Source organism: Mycobacteroides sp. PCS013 (assembly GCF_049532645.1).
GTDB classification, from domain to species: Bacteria; Actinomycetota; Actinomycetes; order Mycobacteriales; family Mycobacteriaceae; genus Mycobacterium; species Mycobacterium gwanakae.
The window spans coordinates 4,034,536-4,054,429 of sequence record NZ_CP150131.1; the positions used below are offsets into that span (position 1 = coordinate 4,034,536).

The window sequence follows — 19,894 nt, forward strand, 5'->3', positions numbered from 1 at the left end:
CGAATTCACCTCCGGAAGGCCTGAGCAGGGTCGATCCGCGTGACCCGCCGAACGGGAATCAGTGATCCGATGATCGCCATGACGCCCGTGGCCGCCGCCATCGCGGCGAGCATGGTGGGAGTGACCTGCACTGTGACGTCCCCGAGCCGGTCTTTCACCAGGAACTGCACCGCGTAGGTGACGCCCGCGCCCAGCACATATCCGAGTCCGGCGATCAAGGCGGCCTGGGTAATCACAGTGCGGCACAGCTGCGCCGGACGCACCCCCAGCGCGCGCAGCACTCCGAAATCACTCATCTGCTCGGTGGTTACCGCGAGCACAGTCAACCCCACCAGCGCCACACCGACAAGCGCGGCGATCCCGATCATCGTCTTCAATGGTCGTCCGATCATCGAGATCACAATCGCCCGGCTGTTCTCGGCGAACGTGTCGGAGGTGAGTGCGTCCATTCCGGGAGCCGACTTGCGGACCGAATCCGCGACCTGGTCGGAACTGAATCCCTCGGCCGGTTGGACCAGGAAGTAGGACACGCGATTTCCCGCACGCAGTAGACGCGTCGCATCAGGAAGCGAGATGAACGCATAGAAGTTGCCCACGGCGGCTGTTTGGTTCGACAACCCCACAACCGTGAAATCACCGTCCACGAGCTGCACCGTGTCGCCGACATGGATCTTGTTCTTCTTGGCGAGGACGCGATCGAGCACGACCTCACCTGACCCCGCCACGTTGCGCCCCTCCGACAATGACCACGGGCCCCCCACACCGGTGGCCGTGTCGTATCCGACGACGAAGTAGGCGGTGTGCCCGCCGTTGTGCACGAAATCCGATGGGAGTCCGAGAATCGGGTCGGCCGACTGCACACCGGGGACCTTCAACAGCTGGTCCTTGCCATCGGCAGGCAACCACGACACCGCGCGGAACATCTGGGAAACGCCGGGCTGGACAACCCACACCGCCCCCTTGGAGTGGTCGATGTAAGTGGTGACCTGATTCGTGGTTCCCACGAAGATGCCGGACATCACCAACACCAGGATCACCGCGACGGCGACCCCGATCACCGAAAGGACAAATCGGGCGCGCTCTGCGACAAGGTTCTTGACGGCGACGATCATCGGACCATCCCACCGGCCATGGCGCGCAACCTGTGTACGGCCCGAGTAGTGATCGCGACGACCCTGTCGACATCGTCCGGTGATACGTCGGGGCCCATCGAGATTCGCACTGTGGCCCGCGCCTGGTCCTCGGTCAACCGCATCGCCTGCAGCACATGAGAAACCGAGTCTTCTCCGGCGTGACAGGCCGATCCGGTAGATACATAGATGCCGTGCATATCGAGATCGTCGGCGAGGGTGTCGGCGCGAATTCCGTCAAAGCGGACGCTGATTGTTTCCTCCAGTACCGGCTCTGTCACGTTGAGATGCACACCGCCAACGGCACCTAGCCCGTCGAGCAGCTGCTCGCGGCGGTCGCGCATGCCCAGCCGGTAGCCCATCGAGACCGAGCTCAGACACGCGTCGGCCGCGGCGGCCATGCCCAGCGCACCGGGCACGTTTTCGGTACCCGCGCGCAACCGGTTCTCCTGCGGTCCCCCGCGCATGACCGGCAACAGCTGATGTCCACCGCGTACCAGTAGCGCACCCATTCCCCGTGGTCCGCCAAACTTGTGCGCGGAGACCGAGATCATTGTGGCACCAATGCTTGTCAGATCAAGCTTGCCGGCCGTGTGCACGGCGTCCACATGGAACGCCGAACCCGACCGTGCGGCGATCTCGGCGATCTCCTCAACCGGCTGGATGGCACCAGTCTCGTTGTTCGCGTGCATCACCGAGATCAGCCGCGTCTCACGGCGCAACGCACGAGCCACCTGCGCCGCATCCACATGCCCGGTCGGCGCGGGATCGACGAAGGTCACTTCCACACCCAGGTCCTGCAGCGCGTGAGCATTCGCCAGGACTGCCGGATGCTCGATCGATGAGGTCACCAGGTGACCCTGAAACCCCACAGCCGCAAAGGTTCCCCATAGTGCCAGAGTGTTGGCCTCGCTTCCACCGGAAGTCAGCACCACCTCCTCGGCATCGGCGCCGAAGAGCCTGGCAACGGTCTGGCGGGCATCGCTGAGGGCGTCCGCGGCGTCCCGCCCCGCGCTGTGTCGGCTCGACGGATTTCCGACTAGCCTGTGCCCGCTCAATATCGCCTGTGCGGCACGTGGATGCAGGGGTGAGGTGGCGGCGTAATCCAAGTAGATCTCTGCCGGCGCTATCTGCGCGGGTGGACTAAGTACCGGGGAGGGCGCTGACATCTTCGTGAATTCCGTTGCGGTAGTTGTTGGCTAGGCGTTGTGCGACATCGGCACCCAGGGCGGCGACGTGCTGCTGTTCCGGCGAGAGGCCCCCCGACCATTCCGCGACCTGCACCGCTTCGATCGCGGCGATCGTTTCCACCGGCATGCCGGTGAGCCGCTCGGTGAGGATGGACGCGACCGCCAGGGAAGCCGAGCATCCGTAGGCCTCGAAGCCGATCTGACTCACGGTCTCGCCCTGCACCTGCGCGGTCAGCAGGATCTGGTCCCCGCACACCGGGTTGCCAATGAAGGCCGAAACATCGGATTGCGCAAGGCGGCCCGAGTTGCGCGGGTTGGTGAAGTGATCGACCACCGTCGGACTGAACCGGGGCACTAGGCGTCCGCCAACTCGCACTCGGAAACGACTTCCCGAGAGTCGATGTACTTTTCGATACTTACTGCGCAGCAGCCCAATTCGGCGCCCTGGCGTCGCCGCCGGAACTTCACGGTCTGGCCGGTACGGCCGCACGGACAGTCACCCTCGTCTACCTCGCCGACGTCGTCGGAGAGCAGGAAGCCGGGATACGCGGTGTTTAGCGCGTCAAGGATCGCTATTCCGCCGGTCTTACCGGGTTCAAGCTCGACGGACGCGTCGGTGACGTCGCGGATCGAGATGTAGCACCACGGCGGCACATGTTTGCGTTGATGCTCGCACTCGATGGCGAGCATGTTGGACTCAATCATGCCGTACATGTCGCGGATGCGGGTGCGGTCAATGCCCAGCATGCGCTGTGCCTTTTCGTTGAAGTCGTCCCGGCTGATCGAGTTTCCGGTGTACTGCTTCCAGCCGCCCAGCATGATGATCAATGAGTCGGGGTCGAGGGTGAGCGGAATGTCCTCCAGCTCCAGGTACTTGAGGAATCTGGCGATGATGAACGGCGGACCGATCAGGTGCCGGGTCATCCGGCCCTCCCAGCTCCGCAGCTGGGCCAACGCCTCCTCGGGGTCGAAGGAGTATTCACGCACGATGTAGCGATGGTCATCGAGCATGCCGGTGAGAAGGTTGAAGATCTTGACCATGCCCATCTCGGGCACTTCGGCGGTGGATGGGCACAGGAACAGGCCCGCGCCCTGGGAGATACCGAAGAAGTCCCGGTATCCACCGAAGATTCCGACCGATGCCCGGGTGACAGTCGTCGAATCGCGCCGCGCCACCGATGGCACACCGCTTGTGCCGGTGGAGCGGATCTCGATCTCTACATCCTCAAGGCCGCAGGTCATGAGGACGTGCGCGCCAGCCTGTTTGAACATGCTGACGGGAAGCAGAGGGATGCGCTGCAGGTCAGCCCAGGCGCGGATGTCACTCGGGGCGAGTCCGGCGGCGTCGCACTGGGCGCGGTAGAAGCCGTTACGTTCGAAGTGCAGCGCGAAGGCCTGACGTACCACGTCGGTGAGCGACTCTCGCCAGTCGTCCCGCGCAACCCGGAGGGCTTCCCCCGGCATCCCGAGCATGGTGACCAATTCCACTGCGCATCTCCTTTGACTGCCTAGCCCACACAGGGCACCGGTGGAGTGGTCGAATCATCGTGAGGAAAAGTTCCCGCAGAGTTTCGGGCTGTTATGGAAGAGTCCGGGCCATGGCTGATGAACCAATGCGCGCTGATCACGCTGAGCTATTGAGGCGACGTGCGCTTACCGAAGACGCGGCTCGCCCCGATGCAGTTGCCCGCCGCCACGCGGGCGGCGGCCGCACCGCGCGCGAGAACATCGCCGACCTGGTCGATGCGGAGTCGTTCGTCGAATACGGCCGATTCGCTATCGCTGCGCAGCGCCAGCGACGGGACATCGCCGACTTGATCGCCCGCACACCCGCCGATGGTCTGGTGGCAGGGACCGCACGGATCGCGGGTCATCCGTGCGCCGTGCTGTCCTACGACTACACCGTGCTCGCCGGTACGCAGGGGGCGCTTGGGCACCACAAGAAGGACCGGCTGTTCGATCTCATCGAGCGCATGAAGCTGCCGACGGTGTTCTTCGCCGAGGGCGGCGGCGGGCGTCCGGGCGATACCGACTATCCCGTTGTCTCGATGCTCGATGTACGGGCGTTCAAGTTGTGGGCCGCGCTCTCGGGCGTGGTGCCGCGGATCTCCGTGGTCAAGGGCCGGTGCTTTGCGGGCAATGCCGTGATCGCGGGGTGCTCGGATCTGATCGTGGCAACCAGAGACACGTCCATCGGCATGGGCGGTCCGGCCATGATCGCTGGCGGCGGTCTCGGCGAGGTACACCCCGACGAGGTCGGGCCGCTGTCGGTGCAGTCGCCCAATGGGGTGGTCGACGTTGTCGTCGACGACGAAGAACAGGCCGTCGCTGTGGCCAAACGGCTCATCGGGTACTTCCAAGGGGCAGTGGAGCCAGGACACGCAGCGGACCAAACCGTCTTGCGCACAATGATTCCCGAACGTGCGCGGCGAGCCTATCCCGTGGGGCCCATCATCGAGACGCTCGCCGACGAGGACTCGGTGACATTTCTGCGAGAGAAGTTCGCACCCGAGATGGTGACGGCACTCGCACGTATCGAGGGCCGTGCCATCGGGATCCTGGCCAATAATTCGATGGTGATGGCGGGAGCGATCACCGCGGCCGCATCGGATAAGGCCGCTCGTTTCCTGCAGCTGTGCGACGCATTCGGGTTGCCGGTTCTTTCGTTGGTCGACTGCCCGGGATACATGGTGGGTCCCGCGGCGGAGGCCGATGCGTTGGTGCGGCGCGCCTCGCGCATGCTCGTCGCCGGAGCGGCACTTCGCGTACCGCTCGTCTCAGTCATCCTGCGTCGAGGGTATGGCCTTGGCGCGCAAGCTATGACCGGCGGCAGCCTGCACGAACCACTGCTGACGGTGGCTTGGCCCGGCGCACATCTGGGACCCATGGGCTTGGAAGGCGCGGTGCGTCTGGGGCTGCGCAAGGAGTTGGAGGCCATACCCGACGAGGCTGCCCGGGAGGAAGCGGTACGTCAGGCCACCGCGGCGGCACAAGAGAATGCCAAGGCGCTCAACGCTGCTCAGATATTCGAGATCGACGATGTGATCGATCCTGCAGAGACGCGATCGCTCATCGCCTCGACATTCGCCGCGGCCATGCGAGAGCCCCTGCCGCCGCGCAAATCCGTCGTCGACACCTGGTAGCTATTCCCCTGTCGCTATGAAATCGCGTTTTCCATACTGAATACTGGCGTCCTGCCAACGGCCACCGGCCGCATCCACGAGGCGATGCGCGGTGCTCACATCCTTGATGTCGGCAATCAGGATCAGCCACCCGTCTTCGGTGATCGACCCACCGCCCAACGCCTCCCGCGCGGATGCGTCCGCCGCGAGCGCGTCGTGGAACCGCACGCGGTCGACGCCCGGAACCTCCACCGCCACAGCGTTTATCTCCGCATCTCCGGCCGGTAGGTATTCGAAGGTGAGCACCGATTCCTGACCGTACTGCCGCCGCACCTGCTCACCGATGCGTTGCAAGTCATCGCGATCCACGCACGCGAGTTCGAACGCGCGCGACCGCTCGTAGGTCATGTGGTTGTTGTCCTGAGACCAGTACACGCCGTCAACCGGTGTCGACCGCACCGGCAGCACCAGATTCTGAGCGGTTATCGCGCTCACCTGCAGCGAAAAGTCATCGAGAGGATCCAGCAGACGCCCATCGGCAGGATCGGTGATGACCGCGGTGTTGTTGGTGGCGAAGAGCTCCGCTTGAGGCCGGGCAGCATCACCCGGAACACATGCCTGTGGGTCGGCGTGAGCGAACCCCGCAGGCGGCCCGCCCAAGATGAGCATCAGCGCCGCAATTCCGATCGCGAACACGCGGGTCATCCGGCCATTATTCAGACACATCGCCCCTGACGGAAGTACGGATTTGACCTCAAGCGCGCTTGAGCTTCTAGGTTGTGGATCCATGACCTCGATCCACGATCCGGCCGTCCGGCAGTTCCTCGATTCGACTCCCGCTCTGGTAGGGCAGCTGGGCTATCTCGGAAACGACGGACGGCCGCTTGTGCTGCCTATCTGGTACCGGCTCAACGAGGACCACCTACAGTTCGTCACGCACGTGAGCACCCTGAAAATCCGTTCTTTGCAACGTGATCCGCGCTCGGTGATCACCGTGGCCACGCCAGCAGAGCCCTACCTGTATGTCCAGGTTCAAGGGGAAGCCCACGTGGAACCCGGCACCTCGGAGGTTCGAGGCACCCTGATCGACATCACCACCCGGTATCTGGGAGCTGACCGTGCCGACGCGTACGTGGACGAACACCACAGCGCACCCGGCGAGGCGATTGTGCGCATACATCCCGTCCGTGTCCACGCCGCTCTCTGACACTCGGGAGGAGCCACGATGTACACCATCACCGTCAACGGAGCGCAGCTCACCTTCGACGATCAAGGCCTGGACAACGGACCGGCCATCCTGCTGCTCACTGGCTGGGGGCACGACCACCGTGCGTATGACGAGCTACTGCCCCACCTCGTTCCCCACCACCGCGTCATCCGCATGGATTGGCGCGGCCACGGTATCGACCGCACACCCGCAGCCGACTTTGGTATTACGGAACAGGTTTCAGATGTCATCGGGCTGCTTGATGCCCTCAGCGTGCAGTCGATCGTTCCCGTCGCTCATGCCCATGCCGGGTGGACCGCGCTTGAGATAGCCGACCGTCTCGGGACCGGGCGGGTGCCAAGCCTCGTGATCATTGATCTGATCATGTCAGCGGCTCCTGCTGAATTCCTCAACGGCATAAGAGACTTTCGTGATCCGCAACGCTGGCAATCCAGTCGCCTCGAATTCCTCCGAGCCTGGCTATCCGGCAGCGACAATGAAGCCGTCAACCGGCACATCCGTTCCGAGATGGGCGGTTTCGGGTTCGACGTGTGGGCGCGAGCCGGACGAGTCATCGAGGATGCCTACGCCACGTGGGGCTCACCCATGTCGCGAATGGAAAAGCTGGCCGAACCGCGACGCGTTCATCACATCTTCTGCAAGCCCGAGCGCACTGCCTACGATGATCTTCACCAAGAGTTCCAATCCCGCAATCCGTGGTTCAGCTACGTTCGCCTGCGCGGCACGACCCACTTCCCGCAGCTGGAGTTGCCCGCACAGGTCGCAGCGGAGATCACGCATCTGCTCTCGTAACTACTGACCGGTCATGGTCTTCAGGGTGGGGCCGGCCGTCCAGCCGCCGTCCACGGCAAGTTCGGCCCCCGTGACATAGCTCGCCGCGTCCGAAAGCAGATAGGTCACCGCACCGGCCACCTCGTCGGGCGTTCCCACTCGTCCCATGGCGGTGATGGGCATATTGCCTTCCCCCTCCCGAAAACCGGCTTGGGCCGTCATGGGGGTGTACACGACACCGGGATGCACTGAGTTCACCCGAATCCGCTCGGGGCCTAACTCAACCGCCGCAACCTTGGAAAGTCCACGTACACCCCATTTCGATGCGCCATAGCCAGAGGTGAGGGCCAGACCGACGAGACCGGCGGCCGAGGAGATGTTCACGATCGAACCGCCGCCCCGTGCGCGCATCGGCGGGATAACGGCCTGCATGCCGATGAAAACACCGACCAAGTTCACCTCGATCACCTTGCGAAAGTGTTCAAGGTGCTCGTCGGCAACCAACGAGGCACTGGAGATACCGGCGTTGTTCACCAATCCGGTGACAGCGCCGAACTCCGCCAGCGTGGTTTCGACCAGCGCGCGCCACTGGTCGGCGTCTGTTACGTCAAGCCGGGCAAATCGCGCGGAGTCACCGAGCTCGGCCGCGAGCCGCCGTCCGTCGTCCTCGAGCACATCGGCCACGACGACTTGGCCGCCCTCCGACACTATCCGGCGCGCAAAGGCCGCACCGAGCCCGCGAGCGCCACCGGTGACGATGACGTTCTTTCCTTGTAGCAGAGCAGAATTGCCATTCATGTTTCCAGGCAATCACAACGCTACGAAGGCACGCGGAACTTGTCCCGCCTATCGGGAACAGTGAGCGACAACACCAATTACGGGGTGGCGCCTATGGATTGGAGGTTCCTTAGATCGCGACGGCGTCTGCTTCAGCGGGGGCCTCGTCGGCGGGAGCCGGCTCGGCATCAGGCGCGAGGACCGACGCGGGGATCACCTCGGGACCTTCCCCATGAGCGGGTACATCCAGCGGAGCGGCCTCACCCTCATTGTCCATCGGCAGGTACATGTGCCGCTTGAACTGCGCCTGGTAGGCGCCGCCGCCACCGATCTTGACGCCACCGCCCTCGCCACTGGACACCGCAGTGCCGTCGGGCAGCGTGACAGCGGTGTGACCGCCGTTCCAGCCAATCACCAATGCACCTGGTGCGGTGCCGTACTTGAAACCACGCGCGAGGAGGGCACGCTCTTGGTTCCCCGTATTGAAGCGAGAACCGAAGGCGGGACGATCGGTGGCGACATTGGACACCCAGGAGGCCAGACCGGAGCAGTCGGTGCCACGAGCGGAGTCTCCGCCCGAGATGTACGGCGTACCCGAGACCTGATGGATAAACGCCAGCAAAGCAGCGAGATCAGACATGGGACGCGACGCTAACAACGAGCTTGACGACCTACCAAAATATGTGGCTTGCGTCATATTTGCTGAAGATTATGGCGAGAATTACTCTCCGCCAACGCCTTACTGATTACGGTAGAGCATGGATGAACGTTCGTCCAATCCAACAAACGCCCAGTACATGATTGGTTTGTTGAATGTTCGATGACCCCGCGCCGTAATTTGCTGTGCGCTAATCACATTGGTCACTTTTCTCACACATCCGTGCATCTCTTGTATTAACGCAGGAAATTTTCTGTTACCCATCCCACCTTTTGGGCACCCGTCGTCCCACTCTGTGGGATGGCTTACGCGCTATCTCATTCGGCGAAATAGCCGCGCGTCACGCCCATGAAATAGACGCGACATGCATTTTCTTCCGGTGGTGGCCGCCGTCATCCACGAATACGAGAACAAGGAACTGCCGTCTGACACCGAACCGCCTCTTGCACTTCTGAATCCGCTCCCGACCCCGGTGTTCGCACTCGCGAAGCATCCGTGCGCCAGGCAACTCCAATCTCATCGACGAGTACCGGACCGTATTTACTTGTGCCGCATGAGTTTCCGATGAATATCTTTATCCCACAGCATGATACGTGTCGTCCGTGGGGAGTCATGCCTCGGGCGCGCCAGCTGGGGAGACAGCGGTGCTCTCATACGTACGGGCCGAGTTCTCTTTCGAGAATCGGCCCGCAGTCTCAGTGCTCATCCGGGTAGTGGCGACACGGCAGGAGGATCGTTGGCAGATCCGCTCACTACCAGGTGCCGCCACCACCGAAGGGGTGGTTAGCAAGCCAGCGTGACGTACGCGACCTTTTGTCCCGCAGTAGGAACCGTCGTCGGCTGGTTGCGCATGTTGCGTCCCGGCTGCACGTTCTGAACGGCGGACTGCTGTGACACTCCCTGCACGGTGCACTGCGACGGATGATCCGACCCCACCTTGGTGACGATGACTCGGTACCCGTTGGACTTGAGGTCATTGATGACGGAGTCCGGGTCCGCAGCGGGACCGGCCAAGGCTGCGCCGGCTGTGGCCAGGGACAGCCCCGCGGCAGCGAGTAGCGCCGCGGCGGTCGTGATCTTCTTCATGGTTGTTGCTCCTTCTGCGTCGACGAAGATGAAGCGGACTTACATCTGGTTACGAAGCGTTGTTTTTGTTGGTGCCAAAGGGGACGTGCGGGTTGGTGCCCAGCGGGACCAACGGATTGGCGCCTTCATACGTCGGCTGGTGGACGCCCTGCTCATAAATGACATCGCCCGGAGCCACGCAAGGACGCAGATCAGTAGCGTTGACACTGGTCTCGCTGGCGTAGCAGACCGGAGGAGGCGTCGGCCCCGCCAGGGCGACAGGGGCGCCCATGACAGCGACGGCTACAGCGATGCCAGCGCCGCCGACGATTGCAGCGAGTGACTTTTTCATGTGGTGTTTCCTTTCCGCTCGGTCATCTTGCTAATGGCCTAGGAAGTGAACATCACTTGCCAAAGACATCAACGTTGATGCATTCACCCTGTTCAACGGTATTAAGGTCCACCTGGTTCCCAATTTATGAGATCCTCGGCTGATTCTCAGCTAAAACTCAGAATACCCCATGGGGGTTGGGGTCAGCGAAAAGTGGTATATAGCCGTTAACTTGCCGTTAACCAGGCGAAACAGCCTGAACTGTCTAGATCAATTGATCTATAATTCGATCATGCGATCTAAAACCGGTCGGGAGCCGACGTTCACTGAGGTCGCCCGCCGCGATCAGATCGTCGCGTGCGCCATCGAAGTCATCGCCGAGCTGGGTTATCCGCAGACCTCGATTCGGAAGATTGCCGAGCGTGCCGGAATCGCGATGAGCGTGGTGCTGTACCACTTCGGTTCCAAGGATGGACTCGTCGAGGCGGTGATCGCCTCGATGTACCGGTCCGGACTCGATGCGGTGATCCCCGAGGTTGATCGAGCGCGGACGCAGACTGACAAGCTTGCGGCCTATATCCGTTCCAGTATCAGCTATTTCGACAGCCACCGGATTCAGTTGGCGGCGCTGACACAGCTCGCAGCGGGCTACAAACCCAGCGGTGGCAGACATCTGCGCGACGTGGGATTGACACCCGAGCTAGCCGCGCAATTGACCCAGCTCGACCCATCAGCAATTCTCCGAGCCGGTCAGAAGTCCGGTGAATTCTCGTCCTTTCCAGTCGATTCCACCGCGATCGCACTGCGAGGAGCCGTCAATGCCGTCGTGGAGAAGATCCTGCAAGACCCCTCGTTCGATACCAACGGGTACACCGAGGATCTCGTGAAGATGTTCCGGCGAGTAGTGCGGAGGGTGTAATGGCCCGCATCCTCATCGCCGCCATCGGCAGCCACGGTGATGTCGCCCCGCTGACCGGTGTCGGTGTCCGCCTACGCCAGGCCGGACACCAGGTGACAATTGCCGCGTTTGATCGCTTCAGCTCCTTGATAACCGCTTCAGGCCTGCATTTCCGTGGCGTTGCTGAGCCGGACACACCGGCCCAGGACGCCGACGTCAACGTCACCAAGGGGCTCGCCGAGTTTCTCGCCCCGCGCGGCATGCGGTCCCTCGGCGCCGCAATAATCAGCGCCGTTCAGGACGTGACGACAGACATCTTGCTGCTGTCGCCCTTCTCCGAATTAGCAGGGCATCCTCTAGCCGAAGCGAAAGGCATTCCCTCCATGGGGATTCGGCTACAGCCCTGTTCTGCCACCTCCCAGTTCCCGCCAGCGACCCTCGGAGCTTGGTCCGCGGCCGCGGCAGGCAATCGTCTGGCATCCCACGCCGGGGCCTGGCTTGTCGATCGCCTCTATGGCGGGGTGGTAGCCGGCTTCCGGCGAGAGCTTGATCTGCCGAAGGTATCGGCAAGCAAGTCGCGCATGAACCGTACAGAGTCGAAATGGACTGTTCTGCACGGATTCTCGACATATATTGTACCGCGCCCGCCGGATTGGCGGCCGGGCCTGGAGGTCGCCGGGTACTGGTGGCCGGAAACCGATCCACAGTGGCGACCCGCCCCAGAGCTGACCGATTTCCTCGCGGCGGGTGATCCACCGGTGTACTTCGGCTTCGGCAGCACGATGACGTCGGCTGCCGACGCTGAACGCCTATCGGAGCTCGTGCGCGGCGCGGTACATCAGGCGGGTGTGCGGGGGATCATGCAAACAGGTTGGGCCGGGATCAATGCCGACGATGATGACATCCTGACCGTGGACGAGCTGCCGCACAGTTGGCTCTTTCCACGCATGGCCGCCGTGGTGCACCATTGCGGCGCCGGGACAACCGCTGCCGGTCTGCGTGCCGGAGCGCCCACGGTGGCCGTACCCGGCCTCGGTGATCAACCCTTCTGGGCTGGACGGCTCCGGAATCTGGGGCTCAGCACCGACACCATCCCACAACGCGCCCTGACGACTGAACGACTCTCGGAGGCCATCCGTGCGGCCACTACCGACCAAGAGCTCAAAGATCGGGTCCGCCTGGCGGCGAATGTCGTCGGTGCCGAGAACGGCGGTGCCTACGCTGTCGCAGCCATCGAACGACTATTGGGCTGAGGGTCGCTGCGAGTCCTGGTCAGAGGCGACCGAGGAAGTCCGCGACACCCCTCATGAGCCAGTCCACGTCATCAGCGCGGTGTGGACTCGGTCGCGGTTCCCTGGTCATGCCATCTGACTGAATTACGGAGACAGTGTTGCCGAAATTGCCGGGCGGTGTCAAGAGGGACATACTGGCCGGTGTGACGGACGAGCGACGAACACGCGGCCGCCCACCTGTACCCATGGATTCGATCGTCGACGCGGCGCTGCGGATCGTGGACGAAGAGGGCGGCGAGGCGCTGTCGATGCGCGCCCTGGCACGTCGGCTCGATTCCGGGACCGCGACGATCTACCGGCATTTCGAGAACCGCACCGAGCTCGTCGCGCATGTCGTCGATCGAGTATTTGGAGAGGTCGAGTTCGACGACGAGAAACTCGCGGAACTCCCCTGGCAGCGCGCGTGCATCGTCACCTCGCGTGCTTTGTTCGAGGCCATGCGGCGGCATCCGAATGTCGCCGCGTTACTCACCGAGCAGTTGCCCGTCGGGCCGAAGGTTTTCATGCTCCGCGAACGCACGCTCGCGCTGTTTGTGAATGCGGGATTCTCCCCGGGGGATGCGGCCCGCATCTATACGACTGTGGGCCGCTACGTCCTGGGCTTCGCGACTCAGCTAGGAGTGGAACATAGGAGCCGCGGCACCGATCCCGCACTTCTGATGCGCCTCGTGCAGGACCTCGACCTGGCCAACTTCCCGATGACACTCGCCATCGGGAACTCCCTGGCCGTTTCGATTGAGGATGATTTCGAGTTCGGCCTGGGACTGCTCGTCACCGGCCTGGAACATCTCCACGACAAGTAACCGGGCCCCCACGTTGATCTCAATTGAAAACGGGTGCCTGCGGGGCCCTAACCTCTTGGGGAAAGGACGGCGACAATGACCAGCACCGGATACGTGCTCAGCACCGACACCGCCATAACACTTATTGCGGCCGGGCTCCTCTTCCTTCTCGCCCTCGGATTGGGCGTGTGGAAGTACCGTCAGATGGTGACCAGCCCAAACCATCTCGCGCACCCGTATGTGGATACCGCGCATCGCGCCGCCCTGCTCTACGCATTCGCCACCTTGCTCACCGCGGTATTCGTCGAGTTGAGCGGGTGGCCCAGCTGGGTAAACCTGACTGCCGCAATGGTGCTGGTCTTCTTCTTTCTCGCCGCGATCGTGAGCTACATGATTCATGGCGCGCTGCGTGACACCACCAATCAATTCGAAAAACCCAGTGCGGCAATGCACCTGGCTATGGTCTCACTCATCGCCGGCGAGATAGGCGGGTTCGCGGTTCTGCTCGCCGGATTTGCACGTGCGCAATGGTTCTCGTGACAGTCACGACGCTCATTACCGAAGACACCGTGCAGCCGCGACACGGTGAATCCGCCCGCAACTCCCACCACCACGAGCACCAACGGAATCCACACACGCTTCAAGATCGTGAAAATCTCGAGTCCCTCCGACTGTCATCCGCGCTCGGCAGCATGTCAGCTGCACAAACATGTATCTCCAGATCGGATGTGAGCACAACGGATAACCGAACTTCGAATGCGGCGGCACCCAGGCTCGGTCATGTGCGAAGCACCGCCAACGTACGGCACGCCTCGTCGCGCGCGACCCGATTCCGACGAGTAAACCACGTTGACTCGTCACGAAGGACACAATCCGCGATCTCGGTCTGGAAACGTCTAATACCTTGATACCAAGCCTATTTGGGAATGAAATGCTCGTGCAGAAATCCCCGGACGCCCGAATGTGAGGCCTATCCGTAATCACATCGCACGTAGATGAAAGCTTGAGATCTACTGGGAGAGAAACGCATAGAAGGGTCTTACTGAATGTTCTGCAGCACGGCTATCCGTCAGCGTCGACAGAATCCGGATCCATTTCCGGTTGAATCCAACGGAATCCGGACTTGCTGCGTTCCATGAACCGGCGCTCGTAGGTGCCCTCGATCCTCTTGCCCTCCACGACACCGTTGAGCAGCAGCCGGTCCCGGCTGGGTTGAAGCGCCTGAAGAACCAGCTGAGGTGGATCGGACTCACGCTTGCGCAACTCGAGCCGATCATCCTTGACCTGTAGCAGCCACGCCGAGGTACGTCCGTCCGGCGTCTGGGAAACGAACTTCATCACGCTGAACTCCGCCACCGTGTCGCGGTGAGAGATCGCGACGTTGGGCCAGGGCGCCGGCTGAATCTGGTTCAGCGTTGCCCCTTGCCCGTCAATGGTGAATGACGTTGCATGCCAAACGCCGTCAAGACTCGAGGTCGGTGTGTTGTACGTCGAGTACACCGCGATCGACTGCAGGATGATGAGCGCGGTGAGAACCGATGCCACCCCGAACTTCAGCACGACACCGGTGGTGAGCGCCCACTTCCGACTGGAGCCGAGGGCTCGCCAAAGCCGCACCGGTTGCGTGCTCACGCGATTCAAGACCACCCGGACGAGGTTTGGCCACAGGGGCGCGGTGACGGCGACGGCTACCAGGAACAACTCTCCGGATACCTGCTTCACCGGAACGTCGTAGGTCATGTTGAGAAGGAACACCTGTGCCATGGCGAAGACTGACCCCAGGGCGCCCAGCACCCACGTGCGGTTCCACAGCAGCAGCAGTCCCGACACCAGTTCCACGAGCCCCGTGGCGATGGAGTAGGGCTCCGAGGCACCCATGAAACCCCAGAGCGTGTTGAACAAGCTTGTGTCGCCGACTAATTGCAGCTGTCGATCGGGCAGAGCCATGAACCCCATCTGCGTGGGAATCGCTTTCGCGATTCCATACGTGATCATCGACATCGCGAGACCGAACCGAGCGAACACCCACAGCGAGGCTGCCAGGCCCCGATAGTTCGACCGGCGGCGGTCCAACACCGTCCATATCGCGGTGATCGCCACGGCGAGGACAATCCACCCCAGGTGGTAGCACCACAGCCATAGCAGGTCGCCGCCGGAGGAGACGGTGAGTTCGATACCGCGACCGCGAATGAGGATGCTTCCAATCTGGGCCGTCAGCCACAGAACCGGCTCAAACAAGCTGTAAAGACCCAGGTTATCGTACACCGAGAGCAGGAGAATCCCGCCACCGATGGTGAACAGCAGACGGAATCCGAGCTTCTGCAACGGGGTCCACCGCGGCGCGGTACCGGCTCCCTCATCTTCGGCGGTGCCAGATTGCTCGGGCGCAACGGTCGTCATGCCAGCGAGCGTAGCCGTCCGACAGTGCTCCCCGCCTCCGGGAAAACCCTGAGTCACATCCTGATTCGAGGACGCCTAATCCCCCAGTGCGCCGCGCATCCAACGCAACACACTGGGCATCGCCCACCCCGCTGCGATCAGATGTTCGCCAGGCACGGGCAGGTAGTCCACCGTCGCTCCCTTGGACCGCCAACTCTCGACGAGCGCCTTCGCGCCCTGCTCCGGGACGAACTGATCACCGATGAACCGATCGCGTGATCCGTGGTAGAGCAGGATCGGCATCACCGGCGCCGCGGCGCCGGGCTTGTTCGCGGCGATCACATTCTGTGCGATCGTGGACTCGAAAGGCTCTGGAATTGCCGCTAATACGTCCAGATCAATACGTGCCACCCCGGCCACAGCCAGGGGCGGCTGGGGTAAGTCCTTGATCAAGGTCGTCATATAGAGAGCAAAGTCACCGAACAGCTCCAGCATGTCCGGATACTCACGCGCCTGCCCGATCGTGGCCGCGGCGAAAAGCCCAGATCCCAAGGCACTGTTCATGCTGCGATACAACAGCGCGTAATCCGTCGGTGTCCCACCCGCGACGGCCCCTTTGAAACTCAGCTCCGGCGCGTAGACCGGCTGCTCCTGGGCGGCCCACACCGTTGCGATGGCACCACCGCTGTACCCGTCCATCACCATGGGGGACTCGACGAGATCAGGGCGTAGTCCCCGCATTCCGCGTACCGAATCCAGTACGGCGTGAGCAGCCATGACGCCCGCAGAGTAGGCCATCCGCGGGCCCTCATGATCGGGTACGAGCACCGCGTAGTTTCGTGCCAGCAGCAGCGGCGCGAACGGCGGCACGTCCACGTACATGCCGCGCTCGATCCGGTACGAGGGCGCCGCCTTGAGCCCGAGCGAGTTGATCGGCTGGTTGCGGACCACCACGGGCCGCGCACCCGGGCCCCGCCACGGGCGGTTCGGCTCGATCAGGGTCGCCGTCACGGGTACCGCATTGCCCGCCGTATCGGTGGAGCGCACCATAAATCGCTGAATGGTCAATCCCGGCAGCGGAATCCGCGGAAAGACTCGATGGGTACGAACGATTTCTCCGTTGGCACGGCTGGTCAGATCACCTGGTTCGGAATAGAAGCTGGGCCCCGGTATCGGCGACGGCAAGATGGCGGCGTGCCGATCGGCCCGTTGCGCGTCGGTCAGCTTGCGTGCCGCCCAGTTGTTGAGCCGGCGCACCACCGCGGGACTGCGCAATGCGGTCGCGGTGCCTGCTATCCCTGCCACCGCCGCTGCCGCCCCGGCCCATGCGGTGCCACCGAGAACAGCTTTGGGCTTCGTTGCCATCGGCGACCTCCTGTGTCCAGGACAGCGTAGACAACGCGTTTTCACAACGGACGTAGTGGCTTTCACGACAGACGTAGTGGAAGGTCGACGATTCAGGCGCGCCCGGTATCGCTAGGCGCCCACATACTCAGCGAGGTGCTTGCCTGTCAGCGTCGACCGTGCACCAACAAGATCTTCGGGAGTACCTTCGAAGACCACGCGGCCTCCGTCGTGCCCGGCACCCGGGCCCAGGTCGATGATCCAGTCGGCATGTGCCATCACCGCCTGATGGTGCTCGATGACAATCACGGACTTCCCGGAATCCACCAGCCCGTCCAACAAGCCGAGGAGCTGCTCGACGTCGGCAAGATGTAGGCCCGTGGTCGGCTCGTCCAGGACATAGACACCCCCTGCCGCGCCCATGTGTGTGGCCAGCTTGAGGCGCTGCCGCTCTCCACCGGAGAGCGTCGTGAGCGGCTGACCAAGGCTGAGATAGCCCAGGCCGACCTCATTCAGGCTGGTCAAAATCTTGTGGGCTGCTGGAAGTTTGGCATCGCCTACCCCGAAGAACGTCTGTGCGTCCGCGACCGACAGTGCCAGCACCTGACTGATATCGCGGCCACCGAAGTGATAGTTCAGCACCGCGGTGTCGAACCGCTTGCCTTCGCACACATCGCATGTGGTCTCCACAGTCGCCATCACACCCAGATCGGTGTAGATGACACCCGCGCCGTTGCAATGGGGGCATGCCCCTTCCGAGTTCGCACTGAACAGGGCCGGCTTCACCCCGTTGGCTTTGGCGAATGCCTTACGGATCGGCTCCAGCAGGCCGGTGTAGGTCGCCGGGTTGCTGCGCCGTGAGCCCCGGATCGGTGTCTGGTCCACAGTGATTACTTCATCGAGCTTGGCCACCGATCCGTCAATCAGCGAGCTCTTGCCCGAACCCGCGACGCCGGTGATGACCACCAGCACACCGAGAGGGATATCGAGGTCTATCTTCTGCAGGTTATGGGTGCTGGCACCTCGAATTTCCAAGCAGGAGTTCGGTATCCGCACGGATTCCTTCAACGTGGCACGGTCATCGAGGTGCCTCCCGGTAATGGTGCCGCTGGTTCGCAGCTGCGCCACCGTGCCCTCGAAGCACACAGTCCCACCGCGAGCGCCCGCACCGGGTCCCAAATCGACGACATGGTCCGCGATGTGGATGGTCTCAGGTTTGTGCTCCACCACCAGCACGGTGTTGCCCTTGTCGCGCAACTGCAGCAGCAGACTGTTCATCCGCTGGATGTCATGCGGATGCAGGCCTATGGTCGGCTCGTCGAACACATAGGTGATGTCGGTAAGCGAGGAGCCGAGGTGGCGAATCATCTTGGTGCGTTGAGCTTCTCCACCGGATAACGTTCCGGCTGGCCGATCCAGGGATAGGTAGCCGAGCCCGATCTGTACGAACGAGTCCAATGAATGCCTTAGTTTTTCCAGCAGCGGGGCAGCCGAAGGTTCCTCCAGAGCACTCACCCACTCGGCCAGGTCGCTGATCTGCATCGCGCACACCTCGGCAATGTTCTTGCCTTTGATCTTCGACGAGCGGGCGAGCGCGGAAAGCCGGGTTCCGTCGCAGTCCGGACAGGTGGTGAAGGTGGCAATCCGCTCCACAAACGTGCGTATGTGCGGCTGCATGGACTCAATGTCCTTGGACAAGTAGGACTTCTGGATCTGCGGAATCAATCCGAGATATGTCAGGTTGACACCATCAACCTTGAGCTTGGTCGCCTCCTTGTGCAGCAGATCATGCAGTTCCTTTTTGGTGTACTTACGAATCGGCTTGTCGGGGTCCAGGAACCCGCAACCGCGATAGATGCGCCCGTACCACCCGTCCATGCTGTAACCGGGAATGGTCAGTGCGCCCTCGTTGAGCGACTTGCTGTCGTCATAGAGTGCGGTGAGATCGATATCGTTGATCGAACCCCGCCCTTCGCATCGTGGGCACATACCTCCGGTGATGCTGAACTCTCGACGCTCCTTGGTGGGCTGTGAGCCACGTTGAACGGTTACCGCTCCCGCACCGCTTATCGAGGCAACGTTGAACGAGAATGCCTGTGCCGAACCGATATGCGGCTTGCCGAGCCGGCTGAAGAGGATACGTAGCATCGCGTTGGCATCGGTTGCGGTACCCACCGTGGATCGCGGGTCCGAGCCCATGCGTTCCTGATCGACGATGATCGCCGTCGTCAGCCCGTCGAGCACATCGACATCTGGTCGCGCGAGGGATGGCATGAATCCCTGCACGAAAGCGCTGTAGGTCTCGTTGATCAGGCGTTGCGATTCGGCGGCCACGGTGCCGAACACCAACGAACTCTTCCCTGAGCCGGAGACACCGGTGAACACCGTGAGTCGGCGCTTGGGTAGCTCGACGCTGATGTCTTTCAGGTTGTTGACCCGTGCGCCGTGCACGCGGATCAGATCGTGACTATCGGCCGGATGGTGGTCGGTCGTTTTGGCGCTCTGGGCCATTCAGGGCAGCTCCTGGATGCGGACGGTGCAGCCTGCGGGATCACGGAAGGCACAGTCTCGGGAACCCCAGGGCTGATCGATGGGCTCCTGCATGACTTCGGCGCCGGTCGCCTGCACACGTTCGAAAAGCGCGGCCAGGTCATCGGTGGCCAGCATGATGCTCGCGTACGTGCCCTTGGCCATCATCTCGGAGACGGTCCGGCGCTCTTCCTCCGTGATTCCCGGGTCTGCAGCAGGGGGTGTCAACACGATGTTCATATCGGGACGCCCCACCGGACCGACGGTGATCCACCGCATGCCTTCATATCCGACGTCCTTGCGCACCTCGAACCCAAGCGCGTCACGATAAAAGGCCAGCGAGGCCTCCGGGTCGGTGTGTGGCAGGAAGCTCGCATTGATCGTGATGTCCATGCCGG

The 19,894-nt window shown here is 62.5% G+C and carries 20 protein-coding genes and 1 pseudogene; 7 read left to right on the forward strand and 14 right to left on the reverse strand.

Annotated elements, in window-relative coordinates:
• Positions 1-5: 5 nt before the first annotated feature.
• From RHO23_RS20110 to RHO23_RS20125, 4 genes are read right to left on the reverse strand one after another with little or no spacing between them, the layout of a single operon-like run.
• On the reverse strand, positions 6-1,112 hold the full coding sequence (locus RHO23_RS20110) for an ABC transporter permease (protein ID WP_064409965.1): 1,107 nt from the start codon (positions 1,110-1,112) through the stop codon (positions 6-8).
• The gene (locus RHO23_RS20115) at positions 1,109-2,299 is read right to left on the reverse strand and encodes a cysteine desulfurase family protein (RefSeq protein WP_064409966.1); all 1,191 of its coding nucleotides are present in this window, start codon (positions 2,297-2,299) and stop codon (positions 1,109-1,111) included. The genes RHO23_RS20110 and RHO23_RS20115 overlap by 4 nt, the downstream gene beginning before the upstream one ends.
• Positions 2,274-2,675 carry an iron-sulfur cluster assembly scaffold protein gene (locus RHO23_RS20120; protein ID WP_057967558.1) on the reverse strand — a complete coding sequence of 134 codons (402 nt, stop codon included), beginning with the start codon at positions 2,673-2,675 and terminating at the stop codon, positions 2,274-2,276. The genes RHO23_RS20115 and RHO23_RS20120 overlap by 26 nt, the downstream gene beginning before the upstream one ends.
• Positions 2,675-3,808, reverse strand: coding sequence for an acyl-protein synthetase (locus RHO23_RS20125; RefSeq protein ID WP_030097507.1), 1,134 nt, complete (start codon positions 3,806-3,808; stop codon positions 2,675-2,677). Before RHO23_RS20125 ends, RHO23_RS20120 begins: the two co-directional genes overlap by 1 nt.
• 110 nt (positions 3,809-3,918) lie before the next feature.
• Between RHO23_RS20125 and RHO23_RS20130 the strand changes: the two genes are divergently transcribed.
• Positions 3,919-5,463, forward strand: a complete 1,545-nt coding sequence (locus RHO23_RS20130) for an acyl-CoA carboxylase subunit beta (protein WP_064409967.1) — start codon at positions 3,919-3,921, stop codon at positions 5,461-5,463.
• On the opposite strand, the gene RHO23_RS20135 is transcribed toward RHO23_RS20130, so the two are convergent.
• Entirely contained in the window at positions 5,464-6,147 is a 684-nt protein-coding gene (locus tag RHO23_RS20135) for a hypothetical protein (RefSeq protein ID WP_064409968.1), read from the reverse strand.
• A gap of 82 nt (positions 6,148-6,229) precedes the next feature.
• On the opposite strand from RHO23_RS20135, the gene RHO23_RS20140 reads away from it, so the two are divergent.
• Both RHO23_RS20140 and RHO23_RS20145 read left to right on the forward strand, forming a co-directional pair.
• Entirely contained in the window at positions 6,230-6,649 is a 420-nt protein-coding gene (locus tag RHO23_RS20140; protein ID WP_064409969.1) for a TIGR03618 family F420-dependent PPOX class oxidoreductase, read from the forward strand.
• Positions 6,650-6,667: 18 nt separating this feature from the next.
• The gene (locus tag RHO23_RS20145; protein WP_064409970.1) at positions 6,668-7,462 is read left to right on the forward strand and encodes an alpha/beta fold hydrolase; all 795 of its coding nucleotides are present in this window, start codon (positions 6,668-6,670) and stop codon (positions 7,460-7,462) included.
• On the opposite strand, the gene RHO23_RS20150 is transcribed toward RHO23_RS20145, so the two are convergent.
• From RHO23_RS20150 to RHO23_RS20165, 4 genes are all read right to left on the reverse strand, one after another.
• A complete protein-coding gene (locus RHO23_RS20150; protein ID WP_064409971.1) occupies positions 7,463-8,239 on the reverse strand; it encodes a glucose 1-dehydrogenase in 777 nt (258 codons plus the stop codon).
• 109 nt (positions 8,240-8,348) lie between these two features.
• Positions 8,349-8,858 carry a hypothetical protein gene (locus RHO23_RS20155; protein WP_044105423.1) on the reverse strand — a complete coding sequence of 170 codons (510 nt, stop codon included), beginning with the start codon at positions 8,856-8,858 and terminating at the stop codon, positions 8,349-8,351.
• A gap of 801 nt (positions 8,859-9,659) precedes the next feature.
• Positions 9,660-9,962: a hypothetical protein gene (locus tag RHO23_RS20160; protein WP_030097515.1), complete on the reverse strand. Its 303-nt coding sequence runs from the start codon at positions 9,960-9,962 to the stop codon at positions 9,660-9,662.
• 49 nt (positions 9,963-10,011) lie between these two features.
• Positions 10,012-10,293, reverse strand: a complete 282-nt coding sequence (locus RHO23_RS20165; protein WP_030097516.1) for a hypothetical protein — start codon at positions 10,291-10,293, stop codon at positions 10,012-10,014.
• Positions 10,294-10,546: 253 nt separating this feature from the next.
• On the opposite strand from RHO23_RS20165, the gene RHO23_RS20170 reads away from it, so the two are divergent.
• The 4 genes from RHO23_RS20170 to RHO23_RS20185 all read left to right on the forward strand — a co-directional run bounded on the left by RHO23_RS20170 (position 10,547) and on the right by RHO23_RS20185 (position 13,784).
• On the forward strand, positions 10,547-11,191 hold the full coding sequence (locus RHO23_RS20170) for a TetR/AcrR family transcriptional regulator (RefSeq protein WP_423488233.1): 645 nt from the start codon (positions 10,547-10,549) through the stop codon (positions 11,189-11,191).
• Positions 11,191-12,423, forward strand: a complete 1,233-nt coding sequence (locus RHO23_RS20175) for a glycosyltransferase (RefSeq protein ID WP_423488234.1) — start codon at positions 11,191-11,193, stop codon at positions 12,421-12,423. The genes RHO23_RS20170 and RHO23_RS20175 overlap by 1 nt, the downstream gene beginning before the upstream one ends.
• Positions 12,424-12,647: 224 nt before the next feature.
• Entirely contained in the window at positions 12,648-13,265 is a 618-nt protein-coding gene (locus RHO23_RS20180; protein ID WP_030097519.1) for a TetR/AcrR family transcriptional regulator, read from the forward strand.
• 75 nt (positions 13,266-13,340) lie between these two features.
• On the forward strand, positions 13,341-13,784 hold the full coding sequence (locus tag RHO23_RS20185; RefSeq protein WP_423488235.1) for a hypothetical protein: 444 nt from the start codon (positions 13,341-13,343) through the stop codon (positions 13,782-13,784).
• A gap of 5 nt (positions 13,785-13,789) precedes the next feature.
• On the opposite strand, the pseudogene RHO23_RS20190 reads toward RHO23_RS20185, so the two are convergent.
• From RHO23_RS20190 to RHO23_RS20210, 5 genes and pseudogenes are all read right to left on the reverse strand, one after another.
• A pseudogene (locus RHO23_RS20190) lies at positions 13,790-13,879 on the reverse strand (MmpS family transport accessory protein); the annotation flags it as partial.
• Positions 13,880-14,306: 427 nt separating this feature from the next.
• Positions 14,307-15,644 (reverse strand): hypothetical protein, encoded by a 1,338-nt coding sequence (locus tag RHO23_RS20195; protein ID WP_423488236.1) that lies wholly within the window; start codon positions 15,642-15,644, stop codon positions 14,307-14,309.
• Positions 15,645-15,719: 75 nt separating this feature from the next.
• A complete protein-coding gene (locus tag RHO23_RS20200; protein ID WP_423488237.1) occupies positions 15,720-16,988 on the reverse strand; it encodes a lipase family protein in 1,269 nt (422 codons plus the stop codon).
• Positions 16,989-17,099: 111 nt separating this feature from the next.
• Positions 17,100-19,478: an ATP-binding cassette domain-containing protein gene (locus tag RHO23_RS20205; RefSeq protein WP_423488238.1), complete on the reverse strand. Its 2,379-nt coding sequence runs from the start codon at positions 19,476-19,478 to the stop codon at positions 17,100-17,102.
• Positions 19,479-19,889: a VOC family protein gene (locus tag RHO23_RS20210; protein WP_064410502.1), complete on the reverse strand. Its 411-nt coding sequence runs from the start codon at positions 19,887-19,889 to the stop codon at positions 19,479-19,481.
• Positions 19,890-19,894 lie beyond the last annotated feature (5 nt).

Coding starts and splice junctions, on each gene's coding strand:
- RHO23_RS20110 (WP_064409965.1), bottom strand. CDS start 1,112: ATGATCGTCGCCGTCAAGAACCTTGTCGCAGAGCGCGCCCGATTTGTC.
- RHO23_RS20115 (WP_064409966.1), bottom strand. CDS start 2,299: ATGTCAGCGCCCTCCCCGGTACTTAGTCCACCCGCGCAGATAGCGCCG.
- RHO23_RS20130 (WP_064409967.1), top strand. CDS start 3,919: ATGGCTGATGAACCAATGCGCGCTGATCACGCTGAGCTATTGAGGCGA.
- RHO23_RS20135 (WP_064409968.1), bottom strand. CDS start 6,147: ATGACCCGCGTGTTCGCGATCGGAATTGCGGCGCTGATGCTCATCTTG.
- RHO23_RS20140 (WP_064409969.1), top strand. CDS start 6,230: ATGACCTCGATCCACGATCCGGCCGTCCGGCAGTTCCTCGATTCGACT.
- RHO23_RS20145 (WP_064409970.1), top strand. CDS start 6,668: ATGTACACCATCACCGTCAACGGAGCGCAGCTCACCTTCGACGATCAA.
- RHO23_RS20150 (WP_064409971.1), bottom strand. CDS start 8,239: ATGAATGGCAATTCTGCTCTGCTACAAGGAAAGAACGTCATCGTCACC.
- RHO23_RS20155 (WP_044105423.1), bottom strand. CDS start 8,858: ATGTCTGATCTCGCTGCTTTGCTGGCGTTTATCCATCAGGTCTCGGGT.
- RHO23_RS20160 (WP_030097515.1), bottom strand. CDS start 9,962: ATGAAGAAGATCACGACCGCCGCGGCGCTACTCGCTGCCGCGGGGCTG.
- RHO23_RS20165 (WP_030097516.1), bottom strand. CDS start 10,293: ATGAAAAAGTCACTCGCTGCAATCGTCGGCGGCGCTGGCATCGCTGTA.
- RHO23_RS20175 (WP_423488234.1), top strand. CDS start 11,191: ATGGCCCGCATCCTCATCGCCGCCATCGGCAGCCACGGTGATGTCGCC.
- RHO23_RS20180 (WP_030097519.1), top strand. CDS start 12,648: ATGGATTCGATCGTCGACGCGGCGCTGCGGATCGTGGACGAAGAGGGC.
- RHO23_RS20185 (WP_423488235.1), top strand. CDS start 13,341: ATGACCAGCACCGGATACGTGCTCAGCACCGACACCGCCATAACACTT.
- RHO23_RS20195 (WP_423488236.1), bottom strand. CDS start 15,644: ATGACGACCGTTGCGCCCGAGCAATCTGGCACCGCCGAAGATGAGGGA.
- RHO23_RS20200 (WP_423488237.1), bottom strand. CDS start 16,988: ATGGCAACGAAGCCCAAAGCTGTTCTCGGTGGCACCGCATGGGCCGGG.
- RHO23_RS20205 (WP_423488238.1), bottom strand. CDS start 19,478: ATGGCCCAGAGCGCCAAAACGACCGACCACCATCCGGCCGATAGTCAC.
- RHO23_RS20210 (WP_064410502.1), bottom strand. CDS start 19,889: ATGGACATCACGATCAATGCGAGCTTCCTGCCACACACCGACCCGGAG.